At 46.7% G+C, this 585-nt stretch carries 1 protein-coding gene; it reads left to right on the top strand.

Annotated elements, in window-relative coordinates; translation table 11 throughout:
• Nucleotides 1-117: 117 nt before the first annotated feature.
• Nucleotides 118-456, top strand: a complete 339-nt coding sequence (locus tag WMO75_RS19780) for a glycoside hydrolase family 95-like protein (RefSeq protein WP_227223093.1) — start codon at nucleotides 118-120, stop codon at nucleotides 454-456.
• The last annotated feature ends 129 nt before the right edge of the window (nucleotides 457-585 follow it).

Genomic DNA, 585 nt, shown 5'->3' with positions numbered 1-585 from the left:
TAACTGAACCGCCGGATGCGGAACCGCATGTCCGGTGGTGTGAGAGGTCGGCGGCAAAAGCCGTCTCCTACTCGATCAAACCAGCTCCGTTATACCAGGGAGGAAAATATCTCCTGTGTGGGAGGCAGCATTTATCCCAACATGTTGTGTGCACACCCTCCGTTCCAGATCGATGGGAATTTTGGCTTTGCAGCTGCAGTTGCAGAGATGCTTATCCAGAGCAGGAAAGGGCATTTCCTGTTGCTTCCGGCACTTCCGGATGAGTGGAAAGACGGAAAAGTCGGGGGAATGAAGGCACAGGGTGACATCACAGTTGATTTTGAATGGAGAGAGGGCAGGATACACAGGGTTCGCCTCTGTTCTTCCCGTGAGCAGAAAGTAACGCTGGAATGCAATGGAATTTCGAAAACAGTATTTTTAAAACCTGATGGGACAGAGAATATGATTTTTGATTGATCTGTCCTGAGGGCCTGGAAATCATAGACAGTGGTAAGTAATGGGGTACAATAGTTACTGTTCAAGGGTATGCATAGTCCATTGTAAAAAGTGATGAAATTTATTTTTTTGTTTTGTGGATAACCAGTT

The sequence above is a fragment of the Blautia intestinihominis genome (assembly GCF_040096655.1).
In the GTDB taxonomy this organism is placed as follows: Bacteria; Bacillota; Clostridia; order Lachnospirales; family Lachnospiraceae; genus Blautia_A; species Blautia_A intestinihominis.
Note: the sequence above shows the minus strand (reverse complement) of the source record. Positions and strands in the feature narration are given on the sequence as shown.